The sequence below is a fragment of the Ferrovibrio sp. GW821-FHT12E11 genome, assembly GCF_058806975.1.
Genome location: NZ_JBXAQG010000001.1, coordinates 541,838 through 557,863, shown reverse-complemented (window position 1 = coordinate 557,863; position 16,026 = coordinate 541,838). Strand labels below are relative to the sequence as shown.

The window sequence follows — 16,026 nt, the reverse complement described above, 5'->3', positions numbered from 1 at the left end:
GGGCAATGAGACGCCTGAAGCGGAACGCCGATGCGGATTGATTTTCTGGGCCTTGAGGCCTTTCTGAGCATTGCCGATCACGGGAGCTTCCATCGTGCTGCCGCGAATCTGAACCTTTCGCAGACGGCCCTCAGCCATCGCATGAAAAAGCTGGAGGATGATCTCGGCGTCAAACTGCTGACCCGCACCACGCGGCATGTGGCGCTTACCCCGGCAGGCGTCGAACTCTTGCCCAATGCCCGTCGCCTGATGGCGGATATCTCTGCGTCTTTCGATGAACTGCGACAGCAGGGGCGGGCGAGGCAGGAAAAGTTGGTGATCGGTTGCCTGCCCACCATTGCGGTGCATTATCTGCCGCCGTTGCTGGGACAGCTACGCAAGACCTTTCCAGACCTGAATATCCGCGTGCTCGACAATTCCAAGTCGGAGATTGCGGAGAAGGTGCATAGCGGCGAGGCTGAATTTGGCATCACGATTGTCGCCACCGACCGTTGGGACCTCGAAATCACGCCGCTGATGAAGGAGCCCTTTATGTTGATCTGCGCCACCGCCCATCCACTGGCGACGCAGAAATCGGTTAGCTGGTCATCCCTGCAGGGCGAACCGCTGGTCAGGGTCAGTACCCAGACCGGCAATCGCCAACTGATCGACGACGCGTTGGGCGCCCGGCGTGAGGAAATGACCTGGCGGTATGAGGTCCAGCATGTGGTCAGCGCCATTGGACTGGTGCGCGCCGGCCTGGGTCTGGCGGTGGTGCCGCAACTGGCCGTCAATGTGGCGGATTCGCCCGGCGTGGTCGCTGTGCCGCTACGAAATCCCACCGTTTCGCGTACGCTGGGTGTCGTGGCGCGTCGCGGCGTGCCGCTGTCACCCGCCGCTGATACTCTGCTCGCGCTGCTGCGCAAGCATGTCAAAGCTACGGCATAACTTCGGCATTTCGATTCGGCCGGTTCGGTCGATGACCGCAACGAAACGTCTGTCCGCTTCCATATCCCCTTCCTGAAACGTACCGATGAGGAGCGATGCCGTCTAAGGCATCACGCTGCCTGCGGCTTGACCGCTGGTTCCGCTCAGCATGCTTCATCTTTGACCATAATGCGGCGCAGCATGGGACTGTCTGCCCTGTGGGCAAGAAATCTGTTGACCATCCTGCAATCCCCCTATTGTATTATCAATGTAACAATTGAGGGATTCGGGCCGCGTGCCGATGATAGCCATCCGGGATGTCAGTAAAGTCTTCGTGGCCCGCGGCCGCGAAGTGTCGGCATTGCTGCCAACCTCGCTGGATATCGAAGCTGGTTCCTTCGTTTCCTTTGTCGGCCCCAGTGGTTGCGGCAAGTCAACCCTGCTCAATATGATCGCCGGCATTGTGGAGCCGACGGGCGGGAACCTGATCCATGACGGTCGGGCTGTCAGCGGCACCAACACCCATGTTGGCTACATGACCCAGGCCGACAGTCTGCTGCCCTGGCGCACGGCAGAGGAAAATGTTGCTTTTCCCCTGCATCTGCGTGGCTTCTCGAAGGCGGAGGCCGAAGCCAGAGTCACGAAGATGCTGGATATGGTCGGTCTCGACGGTTTCCGCAGGCATTTCCCGTCGGAACTGTCGGGCGGCATGCGCAAGCGTGTCGCGCTTGCCCAGGTGCTGGCCTATGACCCCGGCACGCTGCTGATGGACGAACCCTTCGGGGCGCTCGATGCGCAGTTGAAGCTGGTGATGCAGGGCGAGTTGAGCCGAATCTGGGAAGAAACCCGCAAAACCATTGTCTTTGTAACGCACGATCTTGCCGAGGCCATTGCGCTGTCGGATCGGGTGGTGATTTTCAGTGGCCGCCCCGGGCGTATTAAGGCGATCAAGTCCATCGACTTGCCCCGGCCGCGGGATGTGTTCAAGCTGCAGTTCGATCCGGATTTCCGCGCGCTTTACAACGAATTGTGGGACGCGCTGGCGCCCGAAATTGTCGCGGCGGGTCGCGCATGAGCAGCGATACGGCCAACAAGCCATTCGATGCCGGCGAAATCCGCAAGGCACCCGGACATTCTGCGCCCGGGCAATTCGTCCGTGCCGCCGAACGGGCAGAGCGCGCGCGGCGATGGGGCATACGGATCGGTCAGGTCGCTATTGGCATTGCCATCCTGGCGCTCTGGCAGTTTGCATCCGGCCGGCTGATCGATCCCTTTTTCATATCTTCGCCGTTGGAAGTTGCCGTGAAGCTGTGGCTTTGGCTGCGCAACGGAACACTGGCCAATGCCTTCTCCTACACTATGCAGGCCATGGCGGCCGGTTTCGTCATCGGCAGTACAACCGGCTTCTTCATCGGGTTTCTGCTCGGGCGCTCGGATACCACCGCGCGGCTTTTTGACCCTTATATCACGGCGATCTACTGCCTGCCCAAGATTGCGCTGGCGCCGCTTTTGATCATGTGGTTCGGCATCGGCATCGAAAGCAAGATCGCGATGTCGGCTCTGATCGTATTCTTCCTGGTTTTTCTCAATACCTTCGCCGGCGTACGCGATGTCAGTTCGATCCATATCAATGCCGCGCGCATCATGGGCGCCAACAGCTGGCAACTCTTGCGCCATGTGATTTTCCCTTCGGCGGCCGCCTGGGTTCTCACCGGCCTGAAGGTCTCGGTGCCCTATGCCCTGATCGGCGCGGTGGTGGGCGAATTGATTTCTTCCAATCGCGGCATCGGCTTCCTGATCGGGCAGGCGTCCGGACTTTTCGATACGGCGGGAGTTTTTGCCGGTCTGGTGGTTCTGGCGGTAACCGGCATTGCCCTGAATAGTGGCCTCAAGGCCTTGGAAAACCATCTGCTGCGCTGGCGTGAAGCGAAATGACGGCCGTGGTTTTATCTGAAGAGGACCGGAATGGCGTATGACCTGAAGATTGTTGGCGGCACGATTATCGATGGCACCGGGGCGCCGGGCTACCGCGGCGATGTCGGGATCAAGGATGGTCGTGTTGTTGCCCTGGGCGATGCGCCTGATGCGGCCAACCGTACGATCGATGCCGACGGTTTGGTGGTCTCTCCCGGGTTTGTCGACATTCACACGCATTATGACGCCCAGGTCTTCTGGGATCCGATGCTGACGATTTCCCCCTGGCATGGCGTTACCAGTGTGGTGATGGGAAGCTGTGGGTTCGGCATTGCGCCGACGCGCCCCAAGGATCGGAGCCTGATCCTGCGCACGCTTGAGCGCGTCGAGGCAATGCCCCTGGATGCTCTTGAAGCCGCGCTGGGCGATGACTGGCCGTTTGTGACCTTCCCGGAGTATCTCACAGCGCTTGAGCAGCGCGGCACGGCAATCAATGTCGGCGTCATGATCGGACACACCCCGACCCGCCTTTATGTGATGGGCGAGGAAGCCGTGGAACGCGCGGCAACCCCCGACGAGATTCGGCAGATGCAGGATATCGTACGGGAAGGCATGCAGGCCGGCGCCATTGCCTTCGCCACGTCGGTCTCGCGCATCCATATCGGCTTCGACGGTAAGCCGATTCCCAGTCGTCTGGCTGAATTCGATGAATTGAAGGCCCTGGCGCGTGCCGTTGGCGAAGCCGGCAGCGGCGTGATTCACTTCAACGGCGCGCGTGAACCGTTGTTCGACCAGTATCTAGCCATGCATGAAGAAAGTGGCCGCCCGGTCTGCTGGACAGCCCTGTTGTCGGGGCAACTCGGTCCCGGACGGCATCGCGAAAGCCTAGCGCGCACCAGTCAGTTGCTGGCCGAAGGCAAGCCAATCTATCCCCAGGTCGCCTGCCGGCCGATTGTCAGTGAGTTCGACTTCCGCTCGCCGGTGGTTTTCGACACCTGGAGCCTGTTCAAGCCGGTGCGGGTCGCCAAAAGCGAGGCCGAGCTGCTGGCCATTTATAAGGATGCGGCCTTCCGGCACCAGTTCCGTGAAGAGGTGGCGGGCCGCGGCGGCCGGGATAGCGATTTCTCCGGCGGCAAGGACGAAGGCGAGATGCGCCGCGCTTCCTGGAAACTGACCGAGATCAGTTATTGCGAAGAACATCCTGAACTGGTCGGTCGCAAGCTGGAGGATGTTGCCGCGGAGAAGGGGGTATCCCCTGTCGATCTGATTCTCGACCTGGCCGTGGATAGTAACCTGCGTACCCGTTTCCGCATGCCGCTGGTCAATTTCCAGGAAGACGAAGTGGAAGAACTGCTGCGCGATCCCAACACCGTGGTGGGACTCGGCGATGGCGGCGCGCATCTCTCGCAGCTCTGCGATGCCTGTTATGCGACGCATCTGCTCGGCTACTGGGTACGGGAGAAGAAGTCGTTCAGCCTGGAGCGTGGTGTGCATATGCTGACCGGGCGCACTGCGGCGATTTTCGGTATCACCGATCGCGGCCTGCTCGCCGTCGGGAAGCCGGCCGATGTTGTGGTCTTCGATCCAGCCACCATCGGTGCCGGCCCGCTTGAGCGCGTTTATGACCTGCCTGCCGGCGCAGATCGACTGATATCCCGGGCCTCAGGCATTCATACCGTCATTGTCAACGGCACGGTGCTGCCGCCGCCAGGGGAAGACATGCCGGCTGGCGTCAGGCTGCCGGGCCATGTGCTGCGCAGCGCACCGGCCGTCAGTTGAATCGGATTTAACGGAGGAGGGGATCATGGAAGGTATCGAGCGTAGGGCGTTTCTGCAGGGCGTTGCGTCGGTCGGCTTCATCGGCAGCCTCGGTATGCCAGCTTTCGGTCAGACCGGCCTGGCGGCATCGAGCTTGCGCTCGAATGCCAAATCCTTTCTCTGGGGCGCAGAAGATTTTGCGCAGGGGACCGGCCTGTTCAGCAAGGCCGGCCTGAAGCTCGAACTGGCGGCAACCAATCGCGGCGTCAATCAGGATGCGCTGATCGGCGGCGCTGCCGATATCCTGCTGGGTGCGCCGACGCAGAACATGCGTGTCCAGATCCGGCGCCAGCCGGTCAAAATGATCTGTGGCTGGGTCAATAAATTTGCCTCCAACGTCGTGATCAAGAAAGAGATTGCCGACAAGGCCGGCATCACCGAAGCTTCGCCGCCGGAAAAGAAGGCTGCGGTTCTGCGTGGCCTGAAAATCGGCACCACGGGTGCGGGCGGCGGGCCGGATCAGCTGGCTCGCTATTTCCTGCGCCTGGCCAAGATCGATGCGGATCGGGATGCAACCCTGGTTCCGATCCAGGGTGGTGTTTCGCCAACCCTGGCCGCGTTCGAACGCGGCACCATTGATGGCTTTGTGCTGTCGTCACCCGCCTCCGATATGGCGGTATCGAAGTTCGGTGCCGTCTATCTGTTCAATATGGTGACCAATCCGCCGCCGGAATTGAAGGACTACCTCTACATCACGGCCAGCGTCAGCGAGAAGACGATTAAGGACAAGCCGAACGAGCTTACGGCTTACTGCAAGGGCATCGCCATGGCGCTGAAGGGTATCGACAGCGATCCGGCAGGTTTCAAGGCCTTTGCCAAGGAGTACTTCGCCGATATGGATCCGGCCCTGTTTGAAGTGGCCTTTGCCAACAATGTCGGGATGTACATGAAAACGCCGGTTCCGACCAAAGCCCAGTTCGATCTGAATCTGGATTTCCTGGACAACGAGCTGAAGACCCTCAGTCAGCCGGGTATTCCCGCGGGCTTCAAGTTCGAGGATTCCTACGATCTGCGGTTTGTCGAATCCGCGATGCGTGGGCTCTGAAGCGAACCCGGGCAAAGGGCGAGGCAATCGGCATGAGCAGGAAAAATACGGTGATGGTGGATGAGCGGTTGCCGACGCCGCTCTACCACCAGATATTCCTGATTCTGCGTGGCCAGATTGTTGAAGGCCGGCTGTCGGCCGGCATGCAGGTGCCGGGCGAAGAGGAGCTGGCGCGGCAGTTCAACGTGTCGCGCATCACGGCGCGACGCGCTCTGGCCGAACTGGCCGCCGAGGGGCTGGTTACCCGCGGTCGCGGTCGGGGCACCCATGTCATGGCGCGCAAGAATGAACCGCCACCGGTCCATGGCGGCGTTGAAGGTCTGATCGAGAATCTGATGGCTATGGGTCTCAAGACCCAGGTGGCTTTGCTCGATTTCGGCTATGAACCGGCGGCCCCGGATGTCGCCGCCGCGCTGCAGGTCGCGCCAGGCGAGGAAGTACAGCGCGCGGTGCGCGTGCGTTCGCTGGCCGATGGCCCATTCTCGCATCTCACCACTTATGTGCCGGCTGATATCGGTCGGAAATTCGGCCGCAAGGAAATGGCGCGAGAACCGCTTCTGGCCCTGCTGGAGCGCTCGGGCGTAGTGATCGGCAGTGCGGACCAGACATTGTCAGCCACTCTGGCCGATACCCGAGTGGCGCCGCTGCTCAAGACCTCGATCGGCGCACCGTTGCTGCGCATCAACCGCATCGTGCATGACAGTCATGGGCGTCCGGTCGAATACATCATCGGATTGTATCGTCCGGATCGCTATCAGTTTCGCATGAGCCTCGACCGCGTGCGCGGCGAGGATCGCAATACTTGGTCGGCCAGCGTGGCGCCGGCGACCGGGGAAACCAGGTCTGCGCCACGATCCAGAAACAGGGAGAAGAAGTCATGATCAAGTCACCACGCGTATCCCGCCGTCTGTTCCTCGCCGGAACGGCTGCAACCGCCGGCATCGCCGGCTTTCCTGCCATCCTGAAAGCGCAACCGCGCACCCTGAAGGTTGGTGTTCTGCATCCCGTCACCGGCCCACTGGCTCCCTCGGGTCAGCAGTGCCGTCTCGGGGCCAAGCTGGCGATCGACACGATCAATGCCAACGGCGGCATTGCCTCGCTGGGCGGCGCCAAGATCGAACCGATCTATGCCGACGCCCAGTCCCAGGCGGCTGTCGGCGCCGCTGAAGTCGAGAAGCTGAACGAAATGGGCGTGGCGGCGATTATCGGCCCGTTCGCCTCGGGTATCGCGCTGACCACGACCCAGGCTGCGGCCAAGCACAATATTCCCCACATCGTCGATGTCGGCGTGGTTGACCAGGTGGTCACGCGCGGCCTGACCAATACCTTCCGCTTCGGCCCCGGCCTGAGCAAGATCGTCGACAGTGCCATGGAAAATCTGGTCGCCATGAACAACCAGGCCGGCAAGCCGGCCAAGACGGTGATGATCGTCCATGAGGAATCGGCCTTCGGCGCTGGCATGGCCAAGACCCTGAACGACAAGCTGCCGGGTATGGGTTTCGAGGTGCTCGAGACCATCGCCCACGCCAATCCGACGCGCGACTTCAACAACATCGCCCTGAAGATCAAGGGCCGTAACCCCGACCTGCTGATTCCCTCGAATTACTACAACGAATTCGTGCTGCTGGCCCGCACGCTGCGTCAGCAGAAGGTGCGGCCGAAGGCGATCTACTCGATTCTCGGCGGCGCGGCCTCGCAGTACCGGTTCGTGCAGGAATTCCCGGAAGCGGCCGAGTTCATCATGGACTGCAATCACTGGTTCGATCCGCGTAACCCAGTGGCTCTGGAACTGAAGAAGAAGGTCGAGGCGGAGAAGCAGTTCTTCTCCTATGAAGTCTTCCTCAACCACGAATGCATACGCCTTCTGGTCGATGCGGTCGAGCGGGCGGCTTCCACCGACCGCGCCGCCATCACCCAGGCGCTGGCGGCTTCGGGCTGGTCGAACCATTTCATGCCTTACGGGCCGACCAAGTTCGTCAACGGCCAGAACGAAGGCGCGGCCCCGGTCAACACCCAGATCCTGCAGAAGGATATCAAGGTGATCTTCCCCAAGGACTTCGCCAACGCCAAGCCGGTCTTCCCGGCGCCGAAGCTCTGATCGTCCATCCGATGCGGGGCCGGTTCGCCGGCCCCGCATATTCTCCTGCGTGACTTTATGCTTGAAATCTCGATTCTGCTGCCGGCAATCCTGAACGGCCTCACCACCGGTGCGGTATACGCTCTGATCGCGCTCGGCCTCACGCTGATCTACGGCGTGCTGCATATCATCAATTTCGCTCATGGCGCCTTGCTGATGCTCGCCATGTATGGCGTCTTTTTCCTGCACGCGGCGCTGGGTATCGATCCCTATCTGGCGTTACCGGTGATGGCACTGGCTTTGTTCGGCATCGGCTATGGCCTACAGCGGTTTGTCATCGGTCGCGCCAGTCACGGTAAGGACGAGAATATCCTGCTGGTGACCCTTGGCCTGTCGGTCGTGATCGAGAATCTGGCCCTGTATTTCTGGACATCCGATACCAGGACCATCGAGACGCCATATTCCTTCGAGGTGATCGATTTCGGTATCGCCTTTATTTCGGTGCCAAAGGCCGTGGCCCTGCTCGGTGCCCTGGTGGTGGGGGCGCTGTTGTGGCTGCTGATCACCCGCACTGACCTGGGACGGGCTATCCGTGCGATCGCCAAAGAACGTCAGGGCGCACGTCTGGTCGGCGTCAATGTCGACCATATCTTTGCCATGTCGTTCGGCATCGGTTGTGCCTGCCTGGGTGTTGCGGCCTGCCTGCTGCTGCCCAGCTTCTATGTCAGTCCGCAGGTCGGCCATGCCTTCGTGCTGGTTGCCTTCACGGTTGTGGTGCTGGGTGGCATGGGCAGTTTCGTCGGCGCGCTGCTGGGCGGGCTGATCATCGGCGTGACGGAAAGCCTGGGCGGTCTGTTCCTTGGCGAAAGCCTGGGACAGCTTGGTATTTTCCTCATTTTCATCATCGTGCTGCTGTTCCGGCCTACCGGCCTGCTCGGGCAGAAGGCATAACCTATGCGCAGCCTGACCATTATCATTCTCTTCCTTGTCATCTTGCTGCCGCTGCCGCTGGTCGTGAAATCCGATTTCTGGATCACCTGGGTGACGTTGGCATTGTTCTATGCCTGGCTTGGCCAAGCCTGGAACCTGCTTGGCGGCTATGGCGGCCAGTTCTCCTTCGGCCATGCGCTGTTCTTTGGCACCGGCGCCTATTGCACGGCCGTGCTGCAGATTCAGTTCGGACTGAATGCCTGGGTCGGCTTTGCCTTTGCCGCGGTCACGGCCGGAATCGTCGGTGCCGCGACCGGCTGGCTGGTTTTCCGTTACGGTTTACGTGGCTCGTATTTCGCGTTGGTCACACTGGCCTTCGCCGAAGTCTTCCGCATTCTGGCCAACACCTTCGCTTTCACTGGCGCGGGTGTTGGCCTGCTGGTGCCGCTCAAGCCCGGTTTCGCCAGTCTGCAGTTCGATACCAAGGCTGGATTCTTCTGGCTGCTGCTGGCCCTAGTCGGGATCGGCCTGCTGATTACCTGGTGGCTGGAGCATTCCCGCTTCGGTGCCCGGCTGATCGCGGTCCGGGAAAACGAGGATGCTGCCCGCGCGGTCGGTGTCGATCCGTTCACGAACAAGCTGCTGGCGATCATGCTGTCCGGTGCCATGGCCGGTATCGGCGGCGCCGTCTATGTCCAGCTGTTCCTCTATATCGATCCTAATATCGCCTATGGGCCCGCCATGTCGGTCGAGGCATTGCTGGTGCCGATCATCGGGGGGCTGGGCACCGTATTCGGGCCTGTTCTGGGCGCTTTCGGTCTGCACGCCATTGCCGAAATCGGTCGTGGTGCTTTCGGCGATGCACCCGGGCTCAATCTGGTGCTCTATGGCGTATTGCTGGTGCTGATGGTGCTCTTCCTGCCCAATGGCCTGTTCGGCCTCGGCCGGATCAGCCTGCGTCGCCTGTTTAAGCGGGGCACCCATGCTTGAGATTACGCATCTGTCCAAGCGGTTCGGCGGCCTGGTTGCCACCAACGATGTCAGTTTCACGGTGCCTGCCGGTTCCATCACGGCGCTGATCGGCCCGAATGGGGCCGGCAAAACCACGATCTTTGCCCAGATATCGGGATTTCACCGCCCCGATGTCGGTCAAATCCGGTTTGAGGGCCAGTCGTTGCTGGGGCTGACACCGGAACGGATCTGCAGTCTTGGCGTGACCCGCACGTTTCAGATCGTCCAGCCCTTCGCCGGGCTCAATGTGCGGGAGAATATTGCGGTTGGTGCGCATCTGCATCGACCCCGTCGGCGCGATGCGCTGGATCATGCCGAGGCAATTGCGCAGCAGGTGGGACTGGCCGAGCAGATCGATAAGCCGGCTGCCGCGCTCACTATTGCCGGCCGCAAGCGGCTGGAACTGGCCAAAGCCCTGGCCACAGACCCGAAGCTGCTGCTGCTGGACGAAGTGATGGCCGGTCTGAACCCTGCCGAGATCGACGCTATCCTGCCGGTGATCCGGCGTATCCGCGATGCCGGCGTTACCATCCTGTTGATCGAGCATGTGATGCGGGCCGTCATGAACCTGTCGGATCGGGCTTTTGTGCTCAACAACGGGGCCCTGATTGCCGAAGGATCTCCGGCCGAGGTTGCCGCCGATCCGAAGGTGATCGAGGCTTATCTCGGTCACGGTGCAGCAGCGCGCATCGCCGCGCAGCAGGCGGAGACGCATCATGCTTGAGATCAGGGATGTGCATGCCGGTTATGGCGAGGTGGAGGTCCTGCGCGGCATCAATCTTTCCGTCCAGCGCGGCGAGATCGTGGCCTTGCTGGGCGCCAACGGCGTCGGCAAATCCACGCTGAACAACAACCTGTCCGGTATCTACCGGCCCAGCGCCGGGCAGATCCGTTTCCTCGATCGTAACATTGCCGGTGCCGGGTCGGATGATATTGTCGCCGCGGGCCTGATCCAGGTGCCGGAAGGCCGCCGTGTCTTCCCGAACCTGACCGTGCGCGAGAATCTTGAACTCGGCAGCTACCGTCGCGGCAAGGTACGGCGGACACAGAATCTGGAACGCGTCTATCAGGCCTTTCCCCGCCTGCGCGAACGCATGGGGCAGGCGGCCGGCACCCTGTCGGGCGGCGAGCAGCAGATGCTGGCGATCGGCCGTGGCCTGATGGCGGAACCGGAACTGCTGATCCTGGACGAGCCGTCGCTTGGCCTGTCGCCGCTGCTGGTGGAAGAGATGTTCGCCCTGATTCAGCAACTGAATGGTGAGGGGCTGACCATCCTGCTCGTCGAGCAGAATGTGGTGCAGTCTCTGGCCATCGCGCATCGGGCTTTTGTTCTGGAGCATGGCGTCATCGCCCTGTCCGGCGCTGCCGCCGACCTGTTGAACGATCCGGGGCTGAAAGCCTCGTATCTGGGAGTTTAGGATATGAGAAATCCCGCTCTATCGACTGTCCAGATTCATATTTCAGAGGAGGCGCGCGCATGAGCAGTTTGCGCGAACGTCTGCGGCGTGGCGATATCGTTGTCGCCCCCGGCGTCTATGACGGGCTCAGTGCCTTGGTGGCCACGCAGGCCGGCTTCGACACCCTGTATCTGTCCGGTGCCAGTATCGCCTATACGCGCTTCGGCCGCTCCGATATCGGCCTGGTCTCGATGACCGAGGTCGCCGATACCCTCGGGGCGATCTGCGAGCGGGTGGAGACCGCTATCATGGTCGATGCCGATACCGGCTTCGGCAATGCGCTCAACGTGCAGCGGACTGTGAAGCTGTTCGAGCGCAACGGCGCCAGCGCCATCCAGCTTGAGGACCAGGCCGCACCGAAGCGTTGTGGTCACCTCGACGGCAAGACGTTGGTTTCGGCTTCCGAGATGGTCGGCAAGATCAAGGCGGCGCTCGATGCACGTGTCTCGGACCAGACTCTGATTGCGGCTCGTACCGATGCCATCGCGGTGGAAGGATTCGATGCAGCGATGGAGCGTGCCAGCCGGTATATCGAGGCCGGCTGTGATATTCTGTTCATCGAAGCACCGCAGAACACCGCGGAGATGCGCAGCATCACCAGCCGCTATGGCAACAGCGTGCCGCTGATGGCGAATATGGTGGAAGGCGGCAAGACGCCGCTGCTCAGTTCTGCCGAACTGGCCGAAATCGGCTATCGCCTGGCGATTTTCCCCGGTGGCCTGACGCGTGCGCTTGCCCATTGCATGACGGCGTATTTCGCCTCGCTGAAACAGCATGGCACAACGGCGCCATTCCGGGATCGCATGCTGGATTTCAATGCGCTGAACACCCTGATCGGCACCCCGGAACTGCTGGCGCAGGGCCAGACCTACGACGCCGTCAATTTCGAGAAGCGGAAGTGAGCGTCCAACCCGCAGCCGGGATGGCCTTTCCTGTTTCCGTGCCGGTTCTGGTGATCGGTGCGGGCGCCTGTGGCCTGACGGCGGCGCTGGCGGCGCATGATGCCGGCGCAGAGGTTCTGGTGCTGGAGCGCGAGCCATCGCCCAGCGGCTCGACGGCGATGTCGTCGGGGATGATTCCGGCCGCCGGCACGCGATTGCAGGCGGCGCGCGGCGTGCCGGATACGCCTGCCATCATGGCGGCCGATGTCCAGAAGAAGGCGCATGGCGAAAACGATCCCGCCATGGTGCAGGCGATCTGCGCAGCCTCCGGTCCCACGGTGGACTGGTTGATCGATACGCATAAGGTGCCGCTGACCCTGGTTGAAGGGTTCCTATATCCCGGCCACAGCTTTGCCCGCATGCATGCGCCAGCTTCGCGCAGCGGCGCCGATCTGGTCGGCGGGTTGCTGAGCGCCGCCACTGCAGCCGGCATTGATATCGTCTGCGATGCCACGGTGACCACACTCTATGCCGATCCCGATGGCCGCGTGCGTGGCGTGGCCTTTGTGCGGCCCGACGGTGCGGTGGAAACCATCGGCTGCGACACGCTGGTGCTGGCCTGTTCGGGCTTTGGCGGCAATGGCGAGCTGCTGCAGCGGCATATCCCGGAGATCGCGGCGGCACAGTATTACGGTCATACCGGCAATCGTGGCGATGCCCTGCACTGGGGCGAGCAGCTGGGTGCGGCGACGCAGAATCTGGGTGCCTATCAGGGCCATGGATCGCTGGCGATGCCGCATGCGATCCTGATCACCTGGGCGCTGATGATGGAAGGTGGATTCCAGGTCAACGCCGAAGGCCAGCGCTTTTCCAGCGAGCATGACGGCTATTCCGAACAGGCGATGCGCGTGATCGCGCAGCCCGGCGGCTTTGCCTGGAATATCTACGATGCCCGCCTGCACAGACTTGGACAGGATTTCGAGGATTACCGCGATGCCGTCAGCGGCGGCGCGGTGAAAAGCGCCGATGACATCGGCGGCCTGGCGGCGGCCTGCAGCCTGCCGGCGGATGCGCTGGCGGCCACGCTGGACGAGACCCGGGCACTGGCACGCGGCGAGGGCCAGGATTCCTTCGGTCGCGATTTTAGCGGCAAGCCTGCGCTGGCCGCACCTTTCTATGCGGTCAAGGTGACCGGTGCGCTGTTCCACACCCAGGGCGGCCTTGCCATCGACACGGCCGCGCGGGTGCTGCGTGCTGATGGGTCGTTCCTGCCAAACCTGTTTGCCGGCGGCGGTGCTGCCTGCGGCATCTCGGGGCAGGGACGCGACGGCTATCTCTCCGGCAACGGCCTGCTCGCTGCCGTTATCCTCGGCGCCAAGGCGGGTGCCGGTGCCGCGGCATTGTCCAAGGAGTCCTGATCATGCCTGTCGTCCGCGTCACCCTGATCGAAGGCTACAGCGACGATGTGCGCGGCCGGCTGCTGCAGGGTTACAGCGAGGTCACGCGCACGGTGCTGGAGGCCATCCCCGATGGCATCACCACCTTTGTCGAAGAGGTGAAGCAGACCAGTTATCGTCGCGGCAACCAGGAAAAGCACCCGAAGGCACCACCGCCGCCGCCCGAACAGATCGTGCGCAGCTTTCTGTCAGCCATGGAACAGCGCGATCTTGCTGCAGCCACGGCCTTGCTGGCCGATGGGTTTTCCATGGTGTTCCCCGGCGATAAGCGCTTCGGCAGGCTGGATGAGTTGCTGGCCTGGGCCGCGCCGCGTTATCGCCGCATCGCCAAGGTCTATACGCGCTTCGATACCGTGCCGGGCATGGAGAATGCCGTTGTCTATTGCTACGGCACGCTCGAGGGCGAGCGGCCCGATGGCAAACCGTTCAGCGGTGTGCGCTTCATCGATCGTTTCACGGTGAAGGCCGGCCGTCTGGTGGATCAGCAGGTCTGGAACGATCTGGCCGAGACTGGCGGCTGAGCGCAATTCCGGGCATGTCTCGGAATGCATGGATTGCTTCGTCTATATTCTGGGGAGCGCGGGAAAGGGCGGGCCGCGCACCTATGTGGGCTGGACCACCGGTCTCGACCAGCGGCTGGCCCGTCATAACGCCGGCACCGGCGCTCGCTCGACGCGGGGCCGGGTCTGGCTACTGTTGTATGCCGAGCGCCACGATACCCGCAACGCCGCCATGAGCCGGGAATGGCATCTCAAGCGCGACCGTGTCTTCCGTCGCCAGCTGCTGCAGGACTGCGTCGGGCTTCTGAACCCTTAAGTGGTTGATTTTAGTGGAAATAATAATATTGCATAAAGAACAAAATAGGAATATTATTAGGATAATTATCTCTACAGAGGGTGTCGATGCTGGCCTGCCATGACAGTTGCCTGCCCCCGGCGGTGCAACAGGAGATTTATGACCACCTGATGCAGCCGGGCTGGCAATTCGGCTGGAAATCCGATCCGGTCTCAGACCGCTTCTCGTTCTGGCACAAGCATTTTGCTGGTGCTCTGATGCCTGGGGACGAGGCTGCCGGACCAGGACTGGCCGAACGCGACTGCGCGGGTGATCTGGCCATTACCGCACCGCCGCTGCATCGACTCTGGCTGACGGTGGCTGCCACCATTCTGAAAGGGCACAGGCTGGTGCGGTGCTATGCCAACGGCCATGCCTTCGGCAGCGAGGGGACAGTGCATATCGACACCCGATCCGAAACCGGACGAACCTCGATTTACTATCCGCATCTCGCCTGGGAGCCGAACTGGGGCGGCGAGACCGTATTCTTCAATGCCGATCGCAGCGATATCATTGCGGCGGTTTATCCCCGGCCCAATCGCCTGCTCACCTTTGCCGGCGCCATTCCCCATGTGGCGCGGGGCGTCAGCCGCTTGTGCCCGCAGATGCGCGTGACGCTCATGTTCAAGACCGAACAGATCGTCGCGTCTGGCATCAATACTGCATAGAAACAGGGGAGACGGCAGGAGATAGTCTGATGGTGCTGTATACGCCGCCGGTTGCGGTCCGTGAGTTGCCGGTTATCGATCTTGGAAACGCGTCGGAGGAGGCTGCGCGGATTGCGCAGCAGATTCGTCGCGCCTGCTGCGATACAGGATTTTTCTATATTGCCGGCCATGGCATACCGCAGGACCTGGTCGAAGCCCAGTTTTCCCGCGCCCGGCAGTTCTTTGCTTTGCCTGCGGAAGAAAAGGCTGCGCTGCACATGTCGCGCTCGCGCAGTTTTGCCGGCTACGAGCCGATGGCGGGACAGATGCTCGATGCGGACTCGCCCCCGGATCTGAAGGAAGGCTTTTACTACACGGCCGAACTGCCGCCCGATGATCCTTATGTCCAGGCCGGTATCCGCGGGTATGGCGGCAACCAGTGGCCACAGGCGACAGCGGGTTTCGAAGCCGATGCATTCCGCGCGCAGATGCTGGCCTATCACGCGGCAATGCGTGATCTTGGCGACCGCCTGCTGGGTCTGCTGGCGCTCTCTCTCGATTTGCCGGCGGACTATTTCATGCCGATGTATCGTCGTGCCAATGCGGTCGTCCGCCTGTTGCATTACCCGCCGCAGCCAGAAACGGCACGGCGCAACCAGCTTGGCGCTGGCGCGCATACGGATTGGGGCGGCATCACGCTGCTGCTGCAGGATGATGCCGGCGGTCTGGAGGTGCAGAATGCGGCCGGCGACTGGATCATGGCGCCGCCGATCTCCGGCACATTTGTCGTCAATCTGGGTGATCTGGTACAGCGCTGGACCAACGATCTGTATCGCTCGAACATGCATCGCGTGCTGAACCGGCGCAGCGACGGGCCGTCGCGGGATCGCTATTCGGTGCCGTTCTTTTACACGCCGGATCATTATGCCCGCATCGAATGTCTGCCGGGCTGCAGCGACGCCGGACATCCGCCGAAGCACCCACCCTGCCTGGCCGGCGAGCATATGATGGAGATGTTCAATCGCAGCTACGGTCGTAAGGCGGGATGA

The 16,026-nt window shown here is 61.8% G+C and carries 17 protein-coding genes; all 17 read left to right on the top strand.

Annotation, left to right across the window (positions count from 1 at the left end; genetic code table 11):
• Positions 1-30 precede the first annotated feature (30 nt).
• The 17 genes from AC1ROT_RS02815 to AC1ROT_RS02735 all read left to right on the top strand — a co-directional run bounded on the left by AC1ROT_RS02815 (position 31) and on the right by AC1ROT_RS02735 (position 16,026).
• A complete protein-coding gene (locus AC1ROT_RS02815) occupies positions 31-927 on the top strand; it encodes a LysR family transcriptional regulator (RefSeq protein WP_492997143.1) in 897 nt (298 codons plus the stop codon).
• A 280-nt stretch (positions 928-1,207) separates the two neighbouring features.
• Entirely contained in the window at positions 1,208-1,981 is a 774-nt protein-coding gene (locus tag AC1ROT_RS02810; RefSeq protein ID WP_493001124.1) for an ABC transporter ATP-binding protein, read from the top strand.
• Positions 1,978-2,841, top strand: a complete 864-nt coding sequence (locus AC1ROT_RS02805; protein WP_492997142.1) for an ABC transporter permease — start codon at positions 1,978-1,980, stop codon at positions 2,839-2,841. Before AC1ROT_RS02810 ends, AC1ROT_RS02805 begins: the two co-directional genes overlap by 4 nt.
• A gap of 30 nt (positions 2,842-2,871) precedes the next feature.
• A complete protein-coding gene (locus AC1ROT_RS02800) occupies positions 2,872-4,599 on the top strand; it encodes an N-acyl-D-amino-acid deacylase family protein (protein ID WP_492997141.1) in 1,728 nt (575 codons plus the stop codon).
• 25 nt (positions 4,600-4,624) lie between these two features.
• The gene (locus tag AC1ROT_RS02795; protein WP_492997140.1) at positions 4,625-5,683 is read left to right on the top strand and encodes an ABC transporter substrate-binding protein; all 1,059 of its coding nucleotides are present in this window, start codon (positions 4,625-4,627) and stop codon (positions 5,681-5,683) included.
• Positions 5,684-5,715: 32 nt separating this feature from the next.
• A complete protein-coding gene (locus tag AC1ROT_RS02790; RefSeq protein ID WP_492970246.1) occupies positions 5,716-6,564 on the top strand; it encodes a GntR family transcriptional regulator in 849 nt (282 codons plus the stop codon).
• A complete protein-coding gene (locus tag AC1ROT_RS02785; RefSeq protein ID WP_492997139.1) occupies positions 6,561-7,781 on the top strand; it encodes an ABC transporter substrate-binding protein in 1,221 nt (406 codons plus the stop codon). Before AC1ROT_RS02790 ends, AC1ROT_RS02785 begins: the two co-directional genes overlap by 4 nt.
• Positions 7,782-7,838: 57 nt before the next feature.
• Positions 7,839-8,711 (top strand): branched-chain amino acid ABC transporter permease, encoded by an 873-nt coding sequence (locus AC1ROT_RS02780; RefSeq protein ID WP_492997138.1) that lies wholly within the window; start codon positions 7,839-7,841, stop codon positions 8,709-8,711.
• A gap of 3 nt (positions 8,712-8,714) precedes the next feature.
• Positions 8,715-9,680 (top strand): branched-chain amino acid ABC transporter permease, encoded by a 966-nt coding sequence (locus tag AC1ROT_RS02775; RefSeq protein WP_492997137.1) that lies wholly within the window; start codon positions 8,715-8,717, stop codon positions 9,678-9,680.
• On the top strand, positions 9,673-10,425 hold the full coding sequence (locus tag AC1ROT_RS02770) for an ABC transporter ATP-binding protein (protein WP_492997136.1): 753 nt from the start codon (positions 9,673-9,675) through the stop codon (positions 10,423-10,425). The genes AC1ROT_RS02775 and AC1ROT_RS02770 overlap by 8 nt, the downstream gene beginning before the upstream one ends.
• Positions 10,418-11,119, top strand: a complete 702-nt coding sequence (locus tag AC1ROT_RS02765; protein ID WP_492997135.1) for an ABC transporter ATP-binding protein — start codon at positions 10,418-10,420, stop codon at positions 11,117-11,119. Before AC1ROT_RS02770 ends, AC1ROT_RS02765 begins: the two co-directional genes overlap by 8 nt.
• Positions 11,120-11,178: 59 nt before the next feature.
• Positions 11,179-12,060 (top strand): isocitrate lyase/PEP mutase family protein, encoded by an 882-nt coding sequence (locus AC1ROT_RS02760; protein WP_492970252.1) that lies wholly within the window; start codon positions 11,179-11,181, stop codon positions 12,058-12,060.
• Positions 12,057-13,457, top strand: coding sequence for an FAD-dependent oxidoreductase (locus AC1ROT_RS02755; RefSeq protein WP_492997134.1), 1,401 nt, complete (start codon positions 12,057-12,059; stop codon positions 13,455-13,457). Before AC1ROT_RS02760 ends, AC1ROT_RS02755 begins: the two co-directional genes overlap by 4 nt.
• Before the next feature lie 2 nt (positions 13,458-13,459).
• Complete coding sequence (locus tag AC1ROT_RS02750; RefSeq protein WP_492970254.1) at positions 13,460-14,017, top strand: DUF4440 domain-containing protein; 558 nt, start codon at positions 13,460-13,462, stop codon at positions 14,015-14,017.
• A gap of 28 nt (positions 14,018-14,045) precedes the next feature.
• A complete protein-coding gene (locus AC1ROT_RS02745; protein ID WP_492997133.1) occupies positions 14,046-14,312 on the top strand; it encodes a GIY-YIG nuclease family protein in 267 nt (88 codons plus the stop codon).
• 86 nt (positions 14,313-14,398) lie between these two features.
• Positions 14,399-14,998, top strand: coding sequence for a hypothetical protein (locus tag AC1ROT_RS02740; protein WP_492997132.1), 600 nt, complete (start codon positions 14,399-14,401; stop codon positions 14,996-14,998).
• Positions 14,999-15,027: 29 nt separating this feature from the next.
• Positions 15,028-16,026, top strand: coding sequence for an isopenicillin N synthase family dioxygenase (locus AC1ROT_RS02735; protein ID WP_492997131.1), 999 nt, complete (start codon positions 15,028-15,030; stop codon positions 16,024-16,026).